The organism is Bifidobacterium saguini DSM 23967 (genome assembly GCF_000741715.1).
Taxonomy (GTDB): domain Bacteria; phylum Actinomycetota; class Actinomycetes; order Actinomycetales; family Bifidobacteriaceae; genus Bifidobacterium; species Bifidobacterium saguini.
Genome location: NZ_JGZN01000008.1, coordinates 181361 through 199308 on the forward strand (window position 1 = coordinate 181361; position 17948 = coordinate 199308).

Below are 17948 nucleotides of genomic sequence, written 5' to 3' on the forward strand. Positions count from 1 at the left end.
GAGCTGCGAGGCGATCCTAAGCAGTTGGCTAGAAGCCAAGCTTCTCCAACTGCTTAGGATCGGACTGCCAGCCTTTGGCAACCTTGACGTGAAGGTCGAGCTTGGCTTTTTGGCCTACGATACGGTTGACCGGCGTGCGCAGTTTCTTCTTGACATAAGTCAGGTTGGAAGCACCCTTGCCAATGATGATCGGCTTCTGGGAGTCACGCTCCACATAAATGGACACATGAACTTGTGCCTTGCCGTCATATCCAGCGCCGGTCTCGTTGTCTTCCGGATAATCGATGGAATCCACCACCACTGCCAGCGAGTGCGGCAGCTCATCATCCAGTGCTTCCAGGAATGTGCCACGAATCAGTTCGGCAATGGTCTCTTCCGGACGTTCCTCGCTGATCTGGTCATCTGGATACATCTGCGGGCCTTCAGGCATGTGTTCAATCAGCACATTCTTGACTTCCGCCAAATTGTCATGTTCCAAAGCGCTCACCGGCACAATATCTGCAAAATCAGCGAACGCATTGATTTCCATGAGCTTATTAATCAGCTCAGTACGATTCAATTCGTCGATTTTGGTCACAATGGCAATCAGCGGCACCTTCCACGCGAACGTACCATCGTCGCGCTTGGTCGCAAAATCGGAACGCAGACGAGACAAAATGCGCTTGTCGCCAGGGCCGATTTCCTGATCAGCCGGCAGCAGGAATGCCACTTCATCCACATCGGACAAGGATTCTTCAACCACGTCATTCAAGCGCTGGCCGAGTAGTGTGCGCGGGCGATGAATACCAGGCGTATCCACCAGCACCAGCTGTGCATGGTCGGTGGTCAAGATGCCGCGAATGGCCTTACGCGTGGTTTCCGGGCGGGAGGATGCGATAGCGATCTGCTTGCCGATAAGAGCATTGATCAACGTGGACTTGCCCACATTTGGGCGGCCCACCACCGCTACGAAACCGGAACGGTACGGCACGTCCTGCGCTGCCGGTTCGTTGGCATTGACTGTATTGTTCTGATCGCTCATCTCACTCCTTGCTGGCGGTCGAATCGTCATTGGCGGTATGTTCGCCGTCTTCCTCGCTGGTCTTGCTATCTTCCTCGTCGCCCTCGACGTGCGCCGGCTCCACCACGATGGTGGAGACCTTCTTGCGTCGACCGGCCGAATCCACTGCGGTCAAGCGCAAGCCGCGTGTCACCGCCGAGGCTCCAACTATCGGGACCCGGCCAATAAGCTTGGTCAGCAAACCGTACACCGTATCAACATCGTCCTCGTCGATATCGATTTCGAAAATCTCCTCAAGATCGGCGATAGGCGTGCGTGCAGGCATCTTCCATTTGTTGTCACCGATTTTTTCCGGCTCATTACGCTGAGTACGATCGTGCTCATCTTCAAGTTCGCCCACGATTTGTTCGAGCGTATCCTCGATGGTCACCATACCGGCAATGCCGCCATATTCGTCCACGACCACAGCCACATGCTGACGGGAACGCTGCATTTCGTGGAATAAATCATCCACCGGCTTGGATTCGGGAACCAGCAATGGCTGGCGGACGATGGACTCAACTTCACGGTCCAGCGCAGCCGGATTGAAGGCGGTGGCACGCACGGCATCCTTCAGATAAGCCACGCCAATCAAATCGTCCACATCCTCGCCGATAACCGGCACGCGGGAGAAGCCGGAACGTGAGAATAACTTCAGGGCGGAAGCCAGTGTGGTGCCGCGCTCCATGCAAATCATATCGGTGCGAGGCACCATGATTTCGCGCGTCAACGTATCCGAAAGCGTCAGTACATTGCGCAGCATTTCGGAAACCTCAGGATCGAAATCGTTGGATTCCACGAGTCGGTCAATAGCGGCCTTGCCCTGTTCGAGCTGTATTTTCTCCAGCTCCTCATCATCGGACAAATCCGAATCCTTGGAGCGCCTATTCTGCGCTTTGCCGCTTTTCTCCGAACCGATGCGCGCGAATGGCGTGAGCTTGCAGCCCAGCGATACGATGCGCGAATGCGCCAGCATGATATCTACCGGCTTGGCCATGCCTGCAGTACGTGGGCGCACCAGCACGGAAACCACGGCCACGATAATCGCAAACAGGAATCCAATCAGCAGGCTCGCCCACAGAGGAGCATCCCACAGACTGGTGATGGAATAGACCAGTACACCGTCGAGAACATTGCAAGTGATGCGGAAGAACGCGCAGCTGCCTGCAGTGGCATATCGGTTGGCGATAAGCCGCTGTACACGGTGAATCTTGTCGATTTTCTTCATCTTGAGGAACTGGCTTGCCTCTGAATCGGTTTGCACCTCAAGAATCAGATTGTTCAAACTGGCACGAGTCACACGAGCCACTGCGCCTTCAGCTGCGGCCATAGTCAGCGAAAGCCATACGAAAATGGCTGCGGCTACAACCAGGACAACGGTAAGTGCAATAACGGTGGTACTGAGATACTCCATAATGTTGGATGCCATCCTTATGTGTTGTTATTTGGCGTTCAAATCACGGCCGCTGCCATGCGCGGCATCATATAAAGCCAACGCATCCGGCGTTCCGGCTGGCAGTGTGGCTTGCACATTGGCGTCTTGGCGCAATGCAAAGAAGGTAAGCAGCAGTTGACGTTGGAGTCCAAACATCTGCCGTTCCTGATCTGGCGTTACATGATCGTATCCGAGCAGATGCAGTATGCCGTGGATGGTGAGCAGCAGCATTTCCTGCATGGTGCTATGCCCCGCAGCGGCGGCCTGTTGGGCGGCCACCCACGGGCAGATGACGATATCTCCCAGTACGCCTTCCATCACGGTTTTGCCATCACCTGGGCGAAGCTCATCCATCGGGAAGCTCATCACATCGGTCGGTCCTTCAAGATTCATCCAGCGCATATGCAATTCGGCGATGGGATCGGGATCGACGAACATGATGGTCAAATCGGACTGGGTGCTCACTCGCATTTGATCGAGTACCCAGATTCCCAAATCGGAGAACACCTTTGGGTCGATGTTCCATTGGGTTTCGTTGGTTACGTCAACGCTCATTCAGTTTCCTCACTTGAGTTTGCCGCCGCACCCGTCTGCAGATCGTGATGCCAGCCGCGGCTTTTTGCTCTATGGTCGCCGGCGATGGCAGCATGATGGTCATAAGCTGCCACAATCTTGCCGACCAATTGGTGGCGCACAACGTCTTCATTGTTCAAATGGACGAAAGCGATATCCTCGATGTTGCCGAGAATGTGCTCTATTGTGGCCAGTCCGGAACGCGGAACCGCAAGATCCACCTGAGTGATATCACCGGTGATGACCATTCTGGTATTGAATCCCAGACGAGTCAGGAACATCTTCATCTGCTGCTCGGTGGTGTTCTGTGCCTCATCAAGAATTACAAACGCATCGTTCAGCGTACGGCCACGCATATAGGCGAGCGGCGCCACTTCAATGGTGTTGTCATCCATATATCGCTTGAGCTGATCAGCGCCGAGCATATCGCCCAAGGCATCGTACAGCGGGCGCAGATATGGATCGACTTTGTCGTTCAAAGTGCCCGGTAGAAAACCGAGATTCTCCCCTGCTTCTACTGCAGGGCGGGTCAGAATAATACGTCGAATCTGCTTATCCTGGAATGCGCGCACGGCTTTGGCTACCGCAAGGTATGTCTTACCGGTACCTGCCGGTCCAATACCGAATGTGATGGTATGCGATTCGATAGCATTCACATAGGCTATCTGGCCAGCCGTTTTAGCCCGCACGGGAACGCCAGCGGCAAACGTAATCACACCAGGCACAGTCGGTTTGCGGTACAAGGAATCATGCGCGCCCGCTGAACGCGACTGGGTTCGTTCAACCGCAGACGACTGCACCAACTTGTCGTGAGCAGGCCCATGCCCAGGATGTTCAAGACGCACATGATTCTTCAGCACATTCTGGTCAAGCATGCGTCGCACGGTATCCGCATCCATAGGCGCGGTGTAAGCCGCTTGGATTAGCGTATGAATCAAATCCTCGGCTTGCGCCGCCTGTGCCTCGGTCTGCTTGGATCGGGACACAATGGCAACGCGATTGCCGCGCACGATGATAGTCAAATCCGGGAATGCTCGTTCCACCTCGCGAATGACTTCGTCAACCGGCCCGAACACTGCCACCGGATCCAATTGGGATGGAACGGTAATGGTACGTGTAGTTGTTGCCACGAAAAGCGAATCCTATTCGTCGAGCTTCTCACCAGTCAGCACATGCGCGTGCACGTGGAAAACCGTTTGGCCGGCATCCAAGCCGGTGTTGAACACCAGACGGTATGCGCCGTGGAATGCTTCATCCGCGATGTGCTGGGCGACGGAAACGATGTGAGCCAACTCTTCGGGATCAGCGGAAGCAAGCTCAGCAGCATTCGCGTAATGCTTCTTCGGCACTATCAGCACATGCACCTTGGCCTTCGGATTGATGTCCTTGAATGCATACGTGGTGTCATCCTCGTAAACCTTAGTGCTGGGAATCTCACCTGCGATGATTTTGCAGAACAAGCACTCGCTGGATTCGCTCATCGTATTCCTCGTCTTTCTTCGGTTGTTGTACTAGGCATCAGCTTAGCGCGTGGCCATGTCTCGCTACCCGCAACGTCTCGTCACTCATAACGTCCCAGCGCTCGAGAGAGCAATGACAATGCGACCGGTCCGGCAGTGGCTGCGCGAAGAATATTGCTGCCCAGTACGCAGCTGACGGCACCGGCTTGGGTGAACGCCTCCACTTCCTGTTCACTGATGCCGCCTTCAGGCCCGACCACCACGTTCACAGTGCGAGGCTTGCCATCGGCAAGAGAACGTTCCATCAACTGTGCGACCTTGGCTTCCACGCCGCTCCATGTATCGGTGGCATCCTGATGCAGTACCACTACCAAGTCACCATGAACGCAGGCTCTGCGGCAGATAGCCACTACTTGCTTGCTGGACACGCACTCTTCCAATTGAGGTTTGAATGCACGTCGGGACTGTTCCGTAGCTGCGGTCAGCACCGCAGACCATTTCTTATCGCTGCGCCCCGCTTTCCATTTCGCGATGGAGCGATCAGCCTGCCACGGTACAACTTGGTCAACGCCGATTTGCGTCGCCATATCGATGGCCTGCTCGTCATGGCCGGTTTTCGCCAAAGCTTGAATCAGAGCCAACCTCGTTACCGGCTCAGGCTCCCGCCATACTTCATCGACTTCGGCCAACCCGGCTTCGGGGTCGGCCATTACCGCATGAATACGAAGACCATTACCGTCCGAAAGCTGTAGACCGTCTCCGGGCTTCAAGCGCATGGCCTGAACAGCGTGGCGCTTGATATGTGCAGGCAGCGTCAACTTCCAGCCCGCGTGCAGTTCATCACTGTTTACCGGTACGTCGTCAACCGTTGGATCGAGTAGGAATAAAGCATCAGTCATGACTCCTAGGCTACACGCGACACGCCGAAAGACACGCTCAAATTGCATCCGCGTAATTTCATGCTAAAGTACTAACTCGTTGTCCAAACGACACCTGCCCGGGTGGCGGAATGGTAGACGCGCTAGCTTGAGGTGCTAGTGCCTATTTTTTACAGGCGTACGGGTTCAAGTCCCGTCTCGGGCACAGATAAACCCCTTGCATTGCAAGGGGTTTTTCAGTATCTACGCACATGGTGCGCCTCAAGAACTATTTTTCAGCAAATCCTGAGAGGATCTCATGCAATTCATTACGCTTCAGTCCGTTGATGATCCGCGCGTCGAAGCGTATGCGAGCCTGACCGAGATGCAACTGCGCAACAGGCTCGAGCCGGCAAAGGGTATGTTCATCGCGGAATCCCCTAAGGTCATCGACCGTGCTCTGGCCGCTGGCCGTGAGCCACTCTCCCTTCTGGTGGAGGAGCCGTGGCTAGAGGGAATGCGCAGCACGTTCGATTTTATCGACGCCCACTGGGGTACTGAAATTCCCGTGTATGTGGCGTCTCCCGAGCAGCTGAAACGATTGACCGGTTACCGCCTCCACCGTGGTGCGCTGTGCGCCATGCGCCGCTGGCCGTTGCCCTCCGTAGCGGAAGTCTGCAAGAATGCCAGGCGCGTAGCCGTTATGGAAAACATTGTGGACCACACCAATGTTGGCGCACTGATGCGATCGGCCGCCGCACTTGACGTTGATGCAGTGTTGGTCACGCCCTCATGTGGCGATCCGCTGTACCGTCGTGCAGCGCGCGTCTCGATGGGCACGGTGTTTCAAGTCCCGTGGACACGAATCACCGGCTTGAATGATGATGGCACCGAAGACAAACACTATTGGCCATTCCGCGGCATCGACGAATTGAAATCCTTAGGATTCACCACAGTGGCTATGGCACTTGAAGATCGATCCATCTCCTTGGAGGAGCTCACACGCCGTCTGCACGCACCACAAACCGACCCTGAGCATATCAGTAAGCTCGCTTTGATCTTCGGCACCGAGGGTGACGGTCTCTCCCACTACACCATTGCCCGAGCTGATTTGACCGTCAAGATTCCGATGAGTCACGGAGTAGACAGTCTCAATGTGGCGGCTTCCAGTGCCGTGGCTTTCTACGCGACACGACACTAAGTCAAATATTTTTCTGCACTGCAGCGAGTCGAACAGCCTCAAAAGTTACTTTTTGCAACGATTCACACACCGAATCACACAACTATTCATCACAAGTTCACGGCACGCGGAAGCGATAGCCTTGCGTGTTCGTTTTTTTCTGCAATTATTAACTATGTAAACCAAACGCAACGAAGCGCTTGGCCAAGCAGTGCGGTGTCGAAAGACGCTCTAGACAAGAGAGGACAGTAGCAATGGCCAAGAATCCTAAGATTCTGTCGATTGTGCTTGCAGGCGGCGAGGGGACCCGTCTGATGCCACTAACCCGCGATCGCGCAAAGCCGGCAGTACCGTTCGGCGGCGTGTATCGTCTGATTGATTTCCCCTTGAGCAATCTGGTGAATTCCGGCTACCGCCAGGTGGTTGTGCTCACCCAGTACAAGTCCCACTCCCTTGACCGCCATATTTCCCAGGTGTGGCGCTTCTCCCCGCTGCTGGGTTCCTATGTGTCCCCTGTGCCGGCGCAGCAGCGTCTCGGCAAGCACTGGTATCTTGGCTCTGCAGACGCCATCTATCAGACCATCAACATCATCGAAGACGTGCAGCCTGACATTGTGGTCATCGTCGGCGCCGATCACGTCTACCGTATGGACTTCGAACAGATGGTGCAGCAGCACATCGAATCCGGCGCCGAGTTCACCGTTGCCGGTATCCGCCAGCCCATCGAGGAGTCGAACCAGTTCGGCGTTATCGGAGTTGATCCGGATCATCCGAACATGATTAAGAACTTCCAGGAGAAGCCGGCTACCACCACGGGTCTGCCGGACAATCCAAACCAGATTTTGGCTTCTATGGGTAACTATGTGGCCAATACCAAGGCGCTGTTCGAGGCTCTGGCTCTCGATGAGAAGGCTGCGGACACCAAGCACGATATGGGTGGCGACATTGCCCCGTACTTCGCTTCCCGCAATGAAGCCGGTGTCTACGACTTTAACTCCAACGAAATCCCGGGCTCCACTGCAACCGATCACGCATACTGGCGTGATGTGGGTACTATCAAGCAGTTCTATGATGCACACATGGATTTGATTGCCTACGTGCCGGAATTCAACCTGTACAACCAGGATTGGCCGATTTACACGATGTCCGGCAACCTGCCGCCGGCCAAGTTCGTGCATGCCGGTCGCGATCGTCTCGGCCACGCCACCGATTCCATCGTCTCCCCAGGCGTGATTGTTTCCGGTGGTGAAGTGCATCACTCCGTGCTCTCCCCCAACGTTCGCATCCACTCTTGGGCGCAGATCGTTGACTCCGTGCTCTTCGACGGCGTGGTTATCAACCGTCGTGCACGCGTGTACAAGGCCATTCTCGATAAGAACGTCGTGCTCACCGAGAACTCCACGGTCGGCATTGATACCGAACATGATCTGGCTCGTGGCTTCACGGTCACGCCGGACGGTATCACCGTGGTGCCGAAGAACACCATCGTTGACGACTGATTAACGGTCACATAGAGAAACCCCGCAACCGAACAGTTGCGGGGTTTCTCATATCATCTGCACAGTGAACAAGCTTAGTACTTTGGCATGTTTTCAAAGTTGAAGCCAAGTGCGGCAAGCTGATCACGGCCTTCCGGAGTGATGCGATCCATAGTCCAGCGCGGATCCCAAGTCCAGTCGATGCGGAACTCCTCCACAAGACCGGCCAGCGTGGAGGCACATTCATCTTCGATAAGATCAGTCAGCGGGCATGCTGGCGTGGTCAGCGTCATCGTAATGATGGCGCGCCCAAGCTCATCGATTTCAATGCCGTACACCAGTCCAAGATCAATCACATCGATACCGAGTTCAGGATCGATAACCTGATGCAGCGCTTCACGCACATCCTCAGCAGTGGCACGACCGATATCGTCCACCGCCTTCAGCGGAATATCGTTGCCTTCGGACTGTTCGTCATCAGCACAGCCACATGCGCCATGATGATTCCCGCATCCGCACGTATCATCCTTGGTGCTAGACGCAGCAGGACGCCCGTTAGGGAATCCCTTGGCCAAGGCCGGATTCATCATCACGCGGCGAGCAGCTTCTTCGTCCTTCAGAACCCCATTAACAGCATCAAAAACAGACGTCTGCGGTTCCGGAACCAGATTGTTATCGGTCATTATGTACCTCAGTTCTTTGCGGCAAGGGCCTTGGCGATGGAGTCCTTAAGCCCTTCCCAGCCTAGCAGAGCGCACTTGATACGCATAGGGTATTTCGATACACCTTGGAATACCACGGCATCGCCGAGTTCATCTTCCAATGCTTCATTATTCAGGCCTGCACCACGCGATTCCATGAGCTTATGGAATACCTGCTCCAGCTGCATGGCCTCATCCACGGTTTTGCCATCAACCAAATCAACCATCACAGACAGGCTGGCTTGAGAAATCGAACAGCCATGACCATCCCAAACCAAACGCTTGATGGTATGCGGTTCATCATCGGAAACCTCAACATGAACGGTTGCCTCATCACCGCAGGTCGGGTTGAACTGGTGAGATTCACCCGGCGTGCAGTACTCATGCGTTGCCTGAACCGTGGCATTGGCGGCAGCGGCTCCAGAAGCTTCGGAAGCCGCGTCCGGAGCAAAGGATTCCTTGCCATGAGGGTGCTTGGATGCCTCGAGGATGACCTCTTGGTACATCTGCTCGAGTTCATCTCCAGTCATACCAAAATCACTCATAATATTTTCTGCTACTCCACTTCGAAGAACTTGCGAATGCCCTTGGCTGCTTCAACCAGCGCCTGCGCATCTTCCACGGAATTATAGACACCGCTGGATGCACGGTTCGAAGCATACAGGCCGAAATGACGATGCACCGGCTGCGCACAATGATGGCCAACGCGAATGGCAATGCCCTGCGCGTCAATGTATTGGCCCACATCATGAGGATGAACACCGGCAACATCAAAGGCTACGGTTCCAATACGATCCTTGTTTTCACGAGGACCAAGAATGCGAATGCCTTCAATATCGCCGAGCTTCAGCAGCTCATTGGTGATTGAGCGCTCGTGAGCTTCGATGTTCTCAAGCCCAATGTTCATCATCCATTCGGCGGCAACGCCAGCGGCCACCACCTGTGCCACCGGCTGGGTACCTGCTTCAAAACGGGCTGGCGGAGCCATGTATTGAGCTTCATGATCCATGTAGGCAAGCTCCACCATCGAACCGCCGAAATTAGCCGGAGGCAATGCTTCGAGCATGTCACGCTTGCCGTAGAGGAAGCCCACGCCGGTGGGACCGTACATCTTGTGGGCGCTCCATGCGGCGAAGTCCACATCCAACGCGTGGAAATCAACCTTCAGATGAGGCACAGACTGGCATGCGTCAAGAATGAAAACAGCACCCACCTCATGTGCGCGCTTGATTATCGGAGCAACGTTGGTGATAGCACCCGTGGTGTTGCCCACATGGGTTACCGCCACGACCTTGGTACGTTCGGTGATGACTTCATCAAGGTTGTCCGTACGTACGCGGCCATCCTCGGTCAAGTCAATCCACTTGAAGGTGGCACCGGTACGGTAGGCAAGCTCCTGGAATGGCAACAGCACCGAATGATGTTCGGCGCGAGAAACCACAATCTCATCGCCCGGCTTCAGGGCAAAACGCTTGGCGGCTTCTCCCCCACGGCCCAGTGAAGCATTGCCAAAGGCGGTGGCCAGCAGGTTCAATCCAGCGGTTGCACCACCGGTGACTACGATTTCTTCCTGGCCTTCTTCGGCATTGGCGCCAACCAGCTTGGCCACTTTGGCACGCGCCTCTTCAAAGGCCACGGTGGAACGAGCTGCCAGCTCATGGGCGCCACGATGCACACCGGCGTTAATCGTACGGTAGAAATTCGCTTCAGCATCGATCACGCACTCTGGCTTCTGCGACGTAGCAGCCGAATCGAGATACACAAGCGGATGCCCATGAATCTCCTGATCCAAAATCGGGAATTCACCCCGAATCGCCTTAAAATCAACCATCATTTTCCCCTTAGGATTTTCCCACGGCTAGGAGTGCAGGGCTGGGATGTGCTGTTCCCGACCGTAGGCTTGGCCGAACGGCCTTGAGTGTGTCGGGAATAGTACATCCCAGCCCTGCACGGCCTCAAGCAATGCTAGGCGAGAGCGGATTCGGAGTCAGCGCCTTCAGGCAGGTAGGCGTCGTAGCCGTTCTCTTCGAGTTCGTCAGCCAGCTCCGGACCACCGGTCTTAACGAAGTGACCGTCAGCGAACACATGCACGATATCCGGCTTGATGTACTTCAGGATACGGGTGTAGTGGGTGACCATCAGGATGCCGAACTGGTTGGCTTCCTTGGCACGGTTCACGCCTTCAGACACGATGCGCAAAGCGTCCACGTCGAGGCCGGAATCGGTTTCATCAAGAATGGCGAACTTCGGCTTCAAGAGTTCGAGCTGCAACACTTCGGCGCGCTTCTTCTCGCCACCGGAGAAGCCTTCATTCACGGAACGGGAAGCGAACTTCGGGTCCATCTTGAGGCGCTTCATAGCCGCGGAAAGGTCCTTAGCCCACTGACGGATACCAGGAGCTTCGCCATCGATTTCGGTTTTGGCGGTCCTCAGGAAGTTGGTCATGGATACGCCCGGCACTTCCACCGGGTACTGCATAGCGAGGAACAGGCCGGCCTTGGCACGCTCGTCCGGGGTCATCTTCAGGATATCCTGACCATCCAGCAGGGCTTCACCGGAATCGACCACATACTTAGGGTGACCGGCGAGCGTGTAAGCCAGTGTGGATTTGCCGGAGCCGTTGGGTCCCATGATGGCGTGCGTTTCACCGGAGTGTACGGTCAGGCTGGCACCCTTGAGGATTTCCTTGGTGCCTTCCTTGGTTTCCACATGGACGTGGAGGTCCTTGATTTCGAGTGTTGACATGGTAATGCTCCTAAACGTTTGTTGTTACTTGTCTTCGAGGACCTGCGTCATGGCTGCGTCTTCTCCGCGAGCCAGACGGCGGTCAATAACGTCCATCAGATGTTCGGAAATGGCGGGAATACCGATTTCCTCCACGAGTTCACCGAAGAAGCCACGCACCACAAGTTTGCGTGCTTCGGTTTCCGGAATGCCACGAGATTCGAGGTAGAACAGTTCCTCATCATCGAATCGGCCCACGGAAGAAGCGTGGCCGGCACCGATAATGTTACCGTTCTCGATTTCGAGGTTCGGTTCGGAATCGGCGATAGCGCCCGGGGTCAGCACAAGGTTGCGGTTGAGCTCATAGGAGTCAGTTCCAGGAGCGGTCGGCTGAATCAATGCGTTGCCAACCCAGGTGGAGTGTGCTCCCTTGCCATCAAGAGCACCCTTGTACACTACGCGGGACTTGCACTCGGGGTGATTGTGCACCACCATCGTGCGATGTTCGATGTGCTCGCCTGGATCTACGAAGTAGATGCCGAGCATATTGAGGTCGCCTTGTTCGCCGCCGAAGTCCTGATCCATGCGGATACGAACGATGTCGCCGCTCAGGGTCACGACGGAGTGGCGCAGGGATGCACCTTCACCAACATGAATGCGATGGTTGCCCACATGCTTGGCGGTTTTCGCCCATTCCTGAATGAATGTGGTGGAGATATGGGAGTCTTTGCCGGTGGTGATTTCAATGCCTTCTGCAAGACGAGCGTCACCATCATGTTCCACGACAACATCTGCGTGGGCACGATCAGCAGCGGCAATCACGAGATGGAAGGCGTCCAAATCTTCGCCTGCGCCGTGAACTTTGACTAGAACCGGCTGAGCGATTTCACCGTTCAGTTCGAGAACAGTGGCGGTTGCGCCGGAGTTCCATTCCACGGCTGAGACGCGATCATTCGGCTTGGAAACCGTGCCGGAGAGACCTTCACCGAGCTTTACCTGAGAAAGCTTGATGCCTTCGGCAAGAGGAGAGCCGTCAATCATCGACACTTCAATCTGTGTTTCGCCAGATGGCTTGAACACGGTGAAGAATTCGTTGATGCGTTCGATTGGCGTGTATCGCCATTCGTCCTGCTTGCGGTCCGGCATTGGATAGTCGTTCACATCGAATGAGCGAACAGCATGGTCCACTGAAGACGGCATGGCGGCCGGAACGGCATACGGGTCATTGGGATCCGCGACCGGAATCTTGATTTCCTTGACGGGTGTTGTTGTATCGGCCATTGGTATCAGCCCACCGATCCTTCCATCTGAAGTTCCACGAGTCTGTTGAGCTCAAGCGCGTATTCCATAGGCAGCTCACGACTGATCGGCTCAACGAAGCCACGCACGATCATGCCTTGAGCCTCTTCTTCGGTAAGACCACGGCTCATTAGATAGAACAGCTGGTCTTCGGAGATTTTGGAGACGGTTGCTTCGTGCGCCATTGACACATCGTCTTCACGAACATCGACGTGAGGATATGTATCAGAACGGGAGAAGTCATCCACCAGCAAAGCGTCGCACACGGTGGAGTTGGAGGAGCCTTCCGCACCCTTGACGATCTTGACCAGGCCACGGTATGCGGAACGTCCGCCACCGCGAGAAATGGACTTGGCCACGATGGTGGAAGAGGTGTGCGGAGCCAGATGGATCATCTTGGCACCGGTGTCCTGATACTGGCCCTTACCGGCGAAGCCGAGGGACATCGTGGATGCCTTGGCGTACGGCTCAGCGAGGATACAGGCAGGATACTTCATCGTTGCCTTGGAGCCGATATTGCCATCCACCCATTCCATCGTGCCGCCTTCGCGCACGTAGGCACGCTGGGTCACGAGGTTGTAGACGTTGTTCGACCAGTTTTGCACGGTGGTGTAGCGCACACGAGCATGCTTCTCGACGATGATTTCCACGATGGCGGCGTGCAGAGAATCTTCGGACCAAATCGGAGCCGTGCAGCCTTCCACGTAGTGCACGTAGGAGCCTTCATCGGCGATGATCAGCGTGCGTTCGAACTGGCCCATTGCCGGAGTGTTAATACGGAAGTAGGCCTGCAGTGGAATATCCACATGCACGCCCTTCGGCACGTAGACGAATGAACCGCCGGACCATGCGGCGGTGTTCAATGCACCGAACTTGTTGTCTTCAGGAGGAACAACCGTACCAAAGTACTTCTTGACGAGTTCAGGGTATTCGCGCACCGCGGTGTCGGTGTCCACGAAAATAACACCCTTCTTCTTCAGGTCTTCCTGAATGGAGTTGTAAATCACCTCGGACTCGTACTGTGCGGCCACGCCGGAAACCAAACGCTTCTTCTCGGCTTCAGGGATGCCGAGACGGTCATACGTGTTACGAATATCGTCCGGCAGCTCATCCCAGCTCTTGGCCTGCTTGTCAATCGGCTTGACGTAGTACTTGAAATCATCGGCGTTGAAGCCGGAAAGATCAACGCCCCACTGCGGCATTGGCTTTTCCAGGAATGCCTTGAATCCGCGCAGACGCATGTCGAGCATCCACTGCGGTTCGCCTTTATCCGCACTGATGGCACGGACTACATTTTCGTCGATACCACGTTTGGCAGCTTCACCAGCGGCGTCGGAATCATGCCAACCATAGCTGTAATCGCCGAACTGGCTGATGATTTCATCATCCTGCTTGATTTTATCCTCGTTGACGCGGGTGCGATCAGCCACGTACTGGCTCATCTCCACGTCAGCGGCGGCGTTTGGTGCTGTGTTTTCGCTCACCATCCTGCCTTCCTTGTTACTCGCTTAGTCCTACGTAAACCTAACAGAACCTGTGTCGAAACACTACTAGCCGCACTGAATATTGGCTGTACGCTTACGTGATATACGGCACATATTGTTTCGTATGCGCCATGATTGTGAATCTCTATTGTTTTCGGATACGAAAAGAGGGCCTGTATACAGGCCCTCACATCGTGCTTTTGCTTCGGTAATCAGAGCTGGACGTGCACTGTGGTTCCCATCAGGCACCAGTCGTAGAACCAATCGGACACATCCCAGCCAATGCCCACGCAGCCGTGGGAGATGTTGTTCATATTGGCGATCGAAGCATCGCTGGTGAAGCTGGACTTGGCAATACGGTGGATGGCGCAACCATCCTTGGAGAAGTAGTTCACGTCTCCCACGCCCTTAACGCTCCAATGGCTTACTGAGCCATCGGAAAGTGTAAGGTTGCCGCTCATGTCCTGAGTCGGATACTTCAGCCAAACCTTGAAATCACCGGTCGGCGTGCACAAATCACCTTCGCACACACCAGTGGTGCGATTGTTGTCTTGACCAACTGAGGCATGGAAGGTCTTGATTTCCTGACCATTCTCATAAACGTGAACAAGACGATCGGAAAGATCAACCACCACATGACGCTTCGTGCTCTTGGTCTGCATCGGGTCAACAGTGCCGTCCACGGAAACCGAACCACTGCCTTTAGCCAGAGCCTCCACGGCATCCTTACCGATGTTCGTATCAGCACCGGATGCGATGGTCACACCGTCATGGCCTTCCTTGATAACCTGCAACACGTCGTTGTCGTTATTGACGATGACATCACGATCTTCGCGATCGGTATGCAGGTTTGGCTTAATGGAATCGTCATAGTACTGCTGAATCTTGCTGGCGTTGAAGACCACATAACCGTTGCGGGTTTCGCCAGACTGCAGTTTGCCATTCTTATTGGCATCAATACGGGTAGACGATGCCAATGCCTGGGCATCAATTGCGGCAATCTGGTGATCGGCCACCTTAATGGCCACCGGATTGGCAATCAACGAATCAAGCGTGGCCTTGGCATCGTTAGCCACAGCATCGGTTACAGCAGGCTCAGTATTCTTCAGAGCAACAGTCACTGCCTGGGCAGGCTCATCACCAAGGGTTTTGACGCTGGCCAAAGCCGCTTGGGCAACAGGCTTAGCTTCAATACCTTCACCTTGCTGACCGGCGACAACATCAAAACCATTGCCATCCGCATTCAGCTGCACTTTGGCATCCACAGGCTTGACTTCATTCACGCCCAGCTTGGCGTTCAACGTTGTGTTATCTGCCGCGCCAGCGCTGGCAGGAGCAACGGTCACATTCTTCTTCACCCAGAATGCGTACTGCTGCCACCATGCATCACCGCGTTTGGCATTCACCACATCGGAGGCAATGGCATCGGAGTCAACGCTCAAGCCCAGATCCTTCAAGCTGACCTTGGCTGTTTTGCCTTCATACTTCACCGATACAGTGGCATTATTCACGGCATCATCGATCTGAGCCGCAATATGACTCTGGCTTTGCCCCATTACCGGATTGCCCCACAAGGTTACGCCCGGCAATGCATGAGACTGGAAGAACCAGAATCCACCACCAAATAATGCGCCCAAAACAACGACTACACCCAGCACAATCCACGGCCAGATTACGCGATGCTTGCCATGCTTGACCCTCAACGCATGATCATCCACCTCTTGAATGGGAGGCTGCACTACATCAAAAGGCGTGAATACCGCCGTAGCCTCACCATCACTCACAGCCTGCACCGTTCCAGGTTGAGGCACACCCATCGACTGTCCAAAGTTATCAGTCATATTGAACTCTTACGTATTCTCTCGTTGCTGTTTCTGCAGTGCTCGCGCACATGCGATTCATTATGCACTAAGGCCATGAATTCCTCATGAATTCATGCTTAGTATGCATCTAGCGTACGTGATTTATATCACGTCTCACGCTGTTCAATGCTTATTCAGCGCGCCTGCTGATGATCAAGAGCCGCCTTCACCAGACCAGCGAACAGCGGGTGCGGCTTGGTCGGACGAGACTTGAACTCCGGGTGAGCCTGAGTGGCCACGTAGAACGGGTGCACATCCTGCGGGAGCTCCACGAACTCGGTGAGTTCGCCGTCCGGGCTCTGGCCGGAGATACGCAGACCGCCCTCGCGCAAACGATCCTTGTAAGCCACATTGACCTCGTAACGGTGGCGATGACGCTCAGTGACGTGCGTGGTGCCGTAGAGCTCAGCGACCAGGGAGCCTTCTTCAAGCTCGGCCGGGTAGGAGCCGAGGCGCATGGTGTGGCCCATATCGCCCTTGCCAGCCACGATATCCTTCTGCTCTTCCATCGTGGCAATCACCGGGTTGGCACAATCCGGCTCGAATTCGGTGGAGTTGGCGTCTTCGATGCCAAGCACGTGGCGAGCGTATTCGATGACCATCGACTGCAGGCCGAGGCACAGGCCGAGCGCCGGCAGACCGTTCTCACGAGCGAACTTCAGAGCGCCGATCTTGCCTTCAATGCCACGGATGCCAAAACCACCGGGAATCACAATGCCGTCGATGTTGTCGAGGGCGGCAGCGGCGCCTTCAGTGGTTTCGCAGCGATCGGCGGCAACCCACTTGACGTTGACCTTGGCCCAGTTGGCGAAGCCGCCTGCCTTGATGGCCTCGGTGACGGACAGGTACGCGTCCGGCAGATCGATATACTTGCCGACGATGGCGATGTTGACTTCATGCTTGGGGTGGTGCACACGCTCCAGCAGATCAGCCCATTCATCCCAATCGACGTCGTGGAACGGCAGGCCGAGTTCACGAACCACGTAAGCGTCAAGACCCTCTTCAAACAGAATCTTCGGCACATCGTAGATGCTCGGGGCATCCACGCAGTTGACCACGCCTTCCGGATCCACATCGCACATCAGGGAGATCTTGTCCTTGATGCCTTGGTTCAGCGGGCGATCGGAACGCAGCACCAATGCGTCCGGGGAAATGCCGAGCTGACGCAGCATCATCACGGAGTGCTGGGTCGGCTTGGTCTTGAGCTCATGGGCTGCAGAGATGTACGGCACGAGAGAAACGTGCACGAACATGCAGTTCTCCGGGCCGAGATCGCGACGCACTTCGCGAGCGGCCTCAAGGAACGGCTGGGATTCGATATCGCCTACGGTACCGCCGATTTCGGTGATGATCACATCAACATCGTCGGACGCCTGGGCGCGCATACGAGACTTGATTTCGTTGGTGATGTGCGGGATGACCTGAACGCACTGGCCAAGGTATTCACCTGCACGCTCCTTGCGCAGCACCTCCTGATAAATCTGACCAGTGGTGACATTGGCCTTCTGGGAGAGGAAAACATCAAGGAAGCGCTCGTAGTGGCCGATGTCCAGATCGGTCTCAGCGCCATCCTCGGTCACGTACACTTCACCGTGCTGGAACGGGTTCATGGTACCCGGATCCACGTTGATGTACGGATCCAGCTTCTGCTGGAGCACATGAATGCCACGGCTGCGCAGCAAACGTCCGAGGGACGAAGCAGTCAGGCCTTTACCGAGGGAGGAAACAACACCACCAGTGACGAAAATATGCTTGGTGACGTGTTCTTGAGAATTGCCATGTGTTCTTCTAACCATGGAATTTCACTCTATCATCCGCGCATGACGCGATGTCAAGCGTGTGTTCCCTCCCCTATT

General features: G+C 55.2%; 16 protein-coding genes and 1 tRNA gene. 3 read left to right on the forward strand and 14 right to left on the reverse strand.

The features are described 5' to 3' along the window. Nucleotides 1–28 precede the first annotated feature (28 nt). The 6 genes from era to BISA_RS06825 all read right to left on the reverse strand — a co-directional run bounded on the left by era (nt 29) and on the right by BISA_RS06825 (nt 5406). Nucleotides 29–1021, reverse strand: coding sequence for a GTPase Era (gene era / locus BISA_RS06800; protein WP_033890973.1), 993 nt, complete (start codon nt 1019–1021; stop codon nt 29–31). Nucleotide 1022: 1 nt separating this feature from the next. After that, a complete protein-coding gene (locus BISA_RS06805; RefSeq protein WP_033890974.1) occupies nt 1023–2453 on the reverse strand; it encodes a hemolysin family protein in 1431 nt (476 codons plus the stop codon). Between the two features lie 27 nt (nt 2454–2480). Next, a complete protein-coding gene (gene ybeY, locus BISA_RS06810; protein WP_033890975.1) occupies nt 2481–3029 on the reverse strand; it encodes an rRNA maturation RNase YbeY in 549 nt (182 codons plus the stop codon). Continuing rightward, nucleotides 3026–4177: a PhoH family protein gene (locus tag BISA_RS06815; RefSeq protein WP_033890976.1), complete on the reverse strand. Its 1152-nt coding sequence runs from the start codon at nt 4175–4177 to the stop codon at nt 3026–3028. The genes ybeY and BISA_RS06815 overlap by 4 nt, the downstream gene beginning before the upstream one ends. Before the next feature lie 12 nt (nt 4178–4189). After that, complete coding sequence (locus tag BISA_RS06820; protein ID WP_033890978.1) at nt 4190–4528, reverse strand: histidine triad nucleotide-binding protein; 339 nt, start codon at nt 4526–4528, stop codon at nt 4190–4192. Nucleotides 4529–4608: 80 nt separating this feature from the next. Further along, entirely contained in the window at nt 4609–5406 is a 798-nt protein-coding gene (locus tag BISA_RS06825) for a 16S rRNA (uracil(1498)-N(3))-methyltransferase (RefSeq protein WP_033890981.1), read from the reverse strand. A 96-nt stretch (nt 5407–5502) separates the two neighbouring features. On the opposite strand from BISA_RS06825, the gene BISA_RS06830 reads away from it, so the two are divergent. The 3 genes from BISA_RS06830 (at nt 5503) to glgC (ending at nt 8043) form a co-directional block, all read left to right on the forward strand. Then, nucleotides 5503–5590 (forward strand) — tRNA-Leu (locus BISA_RS06830). Between the two features lie 93 nt (nt 5591–5683). Beyond that, entirely contained in the window at nt 5684–6565 is an 882-nt protein-coding gene (locus BISA_RS06835; RefSeq protein WP_033890982.1) for a TrmH family RNA methyltransferase, read from the forward strand. 233 nt (nt 6566–6798) lie between these two features. After that, entirely contained in the window at nt 6799–8043 is a 1245-nt protein-coding gene (gene glgC, locus BISA_RS06840) for a glucose-1-phosphate adenylyltransferase (protein ID WP_033890983.1), read from the forward strand. A gap of 74 nt (nt 8044–8117) precedes the next feature. Here glgC and BISA_RS06845 read toward each other — a convergent pair whose 3' ends face one another. The 8 genes from BISA_RS06845 to BISA_RS06880 form a co-directional block, all read right to left on the reverse strand. Beyond that, a complete protein-coding gene (locus BISA_RS06845) occupies nt 8118–8705 on the reverse strand; it encodes a metal-sulfur cluster assembly factor (protein ID WP_033890984.1) in 588 nt (195 codons plus the stop codon). Nucleotides 8706–8713: 8 nt separating this feature from the next. Then, entirely contained in the window at nt 8714–9268 is a 555-nt protein-coding gene (gene sufU / locus BISA_RS06850; RefSeq protein ID WP_033890985.1) for a Fe-S cluster assembly sulfur transfer protein SufU, read from the reverse strand. A gap of 11 nt (nt 9269–9279) precedes the next feature. Continuing rightward, nucleotides 9280–10554 carry a cysteine desulfurase gene (locus BISA_RS06855; protein ID WP_033890987.1) on the reverse strand — a complete coding sequence of 425 codons (1275 nt, stop codon included), beginning with the start codon at nt 10552–10554 and terminating at the stop codon, nt 9280–9282. A 134-nt stretch (nt 10555–10688) separates the two neighbouring features. Then, on the reverse strand, nt 10689–11468 hold the full coding sequence (gene sufC, locus BISA_RS06860) for a Fe-S cluster assembly ATPase SufC (protein WP_033890988.1): 780 nt from the start codon (nt 11466–11468) through the stop codon (nt 10689–10691). A 24-nt stretch (nt 11469–11492) separates the two neighbouring features. Further along, nucleotides 11493–12728: a Fe-S cluster assembly protein SufD gene (gene sufD, locus BISA_RS06865; RefSeq protein WP_033890990.1), complete on the reverse strand. Its 1236-nt coding sequence runs from the start codon at nt 12726–12728 to the stop codon at nt 11493–11495. 5 nt (nt 12729–12733) lie between these two features. Then, the gene (sufB, locus tag BISA_RS06870) at nt 12734–14233 is read right to left on the reverse strand and encodes a Fe-S cluster assembly protein SufB (protein WP_033890991.1); all 1500 of its coding nucleotides are present in this window, start codon (nt 14231–14233) and stop codon (nt 12734–12736) included. A 209-nt stretch (nt 14234–14442) separates the two neighbouring features. Further along, nucleotides 14443–16071, reverse strand: a complete 1629-nt coding sequence (locus tag BISA_RS06875) for a L,D-transpeptidase (RefSeq protein ID WP_033890992.1) — start codon at nt 16069–16071, stop codon at nt 14443–14445. 155 nt (nt 16072–16226) lie between these two features. Beyond that, complete coding sequence (locus BISA_RS06880; RefSeq protein ID WP_033890994.1) at nt 16227–17888, reverse strand: CTP synthase; 1662 nt, start codon at nt 17886–17888, stop codon at nt 16227–16229. Nucleotides 17889–17948: the final 60 nt, after the last annotated feature.